Genomic DNA, 2,751 nt, shown 5'->3' with positions numbered 1-2,751 from the left:
GTTCAACCCGAAGGGTCTGTGAAAGTCCGGCTGGGTCTCTAGGCGCTAAAGCCAGCTTTGAAAACCGTGGATAGTTTGAAGTCAGCACCCGCTGGCCGATGGCTCCCGAACGCTTTTTTCTCGAGCTGACCCCTCCGTCTGAATTGCTCAGATCCGCGCCCCATGTGGTGATCGTTGGCGGTGGGTTTGCCGGGCTGCGGGCGGCCCATGTCCTGGCGGGGAAGACCGTTCGCGTCACCCTGATCGACAGGCGCAACTTCAACCTGTTCCAGCCCCTGCTTTATCAGGTGGCTTCTGGCCTGGTCTCCCAAACCGATGTGGCCTCCCCCCTGCGGGTGATGTTGGGGGAATCCGAAAACATCCAGATCCTGATGGGGGAAGTGGATGACATCAATACCAAGGACAAGGAGGTGGTCTTCAACAACCGCCGCTACCGCTACGACCATCTCGTTCTGGCCGCAGGAGCGACCAGCAGCTACTTCGGCCATGACGAATGGCGCAGCGAGGCCATTCCGATGAAGACCCTGGAGGATGCCTACGCCATCCGCCGCAAAGTCTTGAACTCCCTCGAGGAGGCCGAGCAAACCCCCGACCCAGAACGCCGCAAGTGGCTGCAATCCGTGGTGGTGATCGGAGGAGGTCCAACCGGCTGCGAACTGGCCGCATCCCTCAACGATCTGATGCGGCACACCCTGGAGCGGGATTTCATGCAGATCGATCCCACCCACTGCAAGGTCACGCTGGTGGATCCAGGCGATCGGGTCCTGCGGGCCATGGATCCGCAGCTCTCAGCCTCGGCTGGCGATCACCTCAAAGCCAAGGGGGTCGAGCTCCTGCTGGGGGGACGTGTCAAGGACATCAGCGAGGGCAAGGTCGTCATCACCACCAAAGATGGCGAAGTCACCCTGGAGGCCAACACCATCTGCTGGACGGCCGGTGTCGCCGCCTCCCCCCTCGGGAAGCTGCTGGCTGAGCGCACCGGCTGCGAACTCGACCGTGGCGGCCGAGTCGTGGTGGAGCCGGACTTTTCGATCAAAGGGCATGGCGAGATCCGCGTGATCGGAGATCTCTGCAGCTACAGCCATACCCGCGATGGCAAACCCCTGCCTGGGATGGCCGGCCCGGCGGTGCAGATGGGGGGCTGGGTGGCCAAGGACATCCTGGCCCAGTGCCAAAGCCAGCCCAATCCCGCCTTTGCGTTCACCGACTTCGGCAGCATGGCGGTGGTCGGACCACTCTTTGCGGTCGCCAACCTGCGGGGCCTCAAACTCAGCGGTCCCCTGGGCTGGGTCCTCTGGGGCCTCGCGCACCTGGCCTTCATGCCCGCCAATGAAAGTCGGTTGACGTTGCTGACCAAATGGCTCTGGATGATTGCCACCCGCGAGCGCTCAGCCCTGGTGATTACGGAGACGTCTTCGTAGCTTCGCCGCTCAGGGCATGGAGCGCGTGGTAGATCGGCTTGGCGACGAACTGCCGGCTGACGTAGGCGGCCAGCACGCAAGCCACCAGCAGTCCCGGTAGCAACTGCTGATCTCCCGCCAGTCGAATCCCAAAGAGAATTGACATCACCGGGAGCTGGGTGGCGCCGGACAGGCCAGCCACCATGCCCAAGGCCAAAAAGAGTTGAGGCGAGCCGGCGAGATCGGCGATCACCTGTCCCATGGCCGCACCAAAGGTGAAGGAGGGATCAATCAATCCGCCGGGGATACCGGTGGAGAGGGCCAAAACCGGACCAATGATCCGCAGCAGAAGCGTGAGCAGATCCGTCCATAACCCATGGGGGAGCTCCACCCCATCGGCTGAGCCAAAGAGCAGCCGCCCCATCAGCAACTCGCCGTCACCGCCACCGGTGCCGCCGCTAACCAGCAGAAACAGCGACAGGAACGCGCCAACACCCAGGCCTAAACGAATCGGAAAACGGCGCGCCAACGCGACACCCCGACGGGTGCCCGCCAGCAACAGGCGGGCGAAAGCCGCCCCCACCAAACCACCGAGCAGGCCAACGGGAAGCGCCCAAAGAACCTGCAGCAATTCCATCGGCTCGACGCCGACGGTGCCCAAGGCAAACATCGGCTGTCCAGCCAGGTTGCTGAAGGAGGCCGCCATCCCACTGACGACCAGGGCAGGCCAGATCAGGGTGGAGGAGAAGGCACTGATGAACTCCTCCACCACAAACACCACACCCAACAGCGGCGTATCGAAACCCCCGGCCAAACCAGCACCACCAGCCACCGCCAAGAGCTCGGCTTGCCCTAAGCCATAGAACCAATTCGGGAAACGGCGCCGCAAAAAATGGGCGGCCGACGCACCGACCTGCACCACGGGCCCCTCACGGCCGATCGGGATCAGGGCAAGGCTGGCGATTCCCCAAAGGGCCAAGCGCTGCAGGCTGGGTGCCCAGCCCAGCAGCGCCGAGGCTTGGGCTGGATGCTCAATGCTGGTCATGGTCTGGGGGATACCCGAGCCGGCGCCCCGGGCCCAGATTCCCCGTTGCAACAACAGCAGGATCGGCACCACCACCAGCGGCGAACAGGCCAAGGCAAGGGAGGTTGGGGTCCACCCCTCACCACTGAAGGCCGGCAGCAGACCCAGCAGTTGGTCCTGCCAACGATCGAGCATGTTGAAGGGCCAACAGGCCACCCCGACGAGCACACCAAGCAGCGACAACTGCAACAAGTTGCGGATCAGCTCGCGGGTGCGCAGAACCACGGCGGTGCTCTCAAACCGAGCACATGATGCCGCCGAAATCGC

Annotated in this window: 2 protein-coding genes; one reads left to right on the top strand and one right to left on the bottom strand. The window is 63.5% G+C overall.

The window, feature by feature from the left end:
• The first annotated feature begins 98 nt into the window (after window positions 1-98).
• Entirely contained in the window at window positions 99-1,421 is a 1,323-nt protein-coding gene (locus tag QZ184_RS11185) for an NAD(P)/FAD-dependent oxidoreductase (protein ID WP_247477529.1), read from the top strand.
• On the opposite strand, the gene QZ184_RS11180 is transcribed toward QZ184_RS11185, so the two are convergent.
• Window positions 1,402-2,751, bottom strand: a 1,350-nt coding sequence (locus QZ184_RS11180) for a chloride channel protein (protein WP_296419686.1), incomplete at its 5' end; no start/stop codon positions are given. The genes QZ184_RS11185 and QZ184_RS11180 overlap by 20 nt on opposite strands.

It is taken from the genome of Vulcanococcus sp. DEBay_Sum22DG08_74 (genome assembly GCF_017852955.1).
In the GTDB taxonomy this organism is placed as follows: Bacteria; Cyanobacteriota; Cyanobacteriia; order PCC-6307; family Cyanobiaceae; genus Vulcanococcus.
This window is presented reverse-complemented; position numbering and strand designations above follow the sequence as displayed.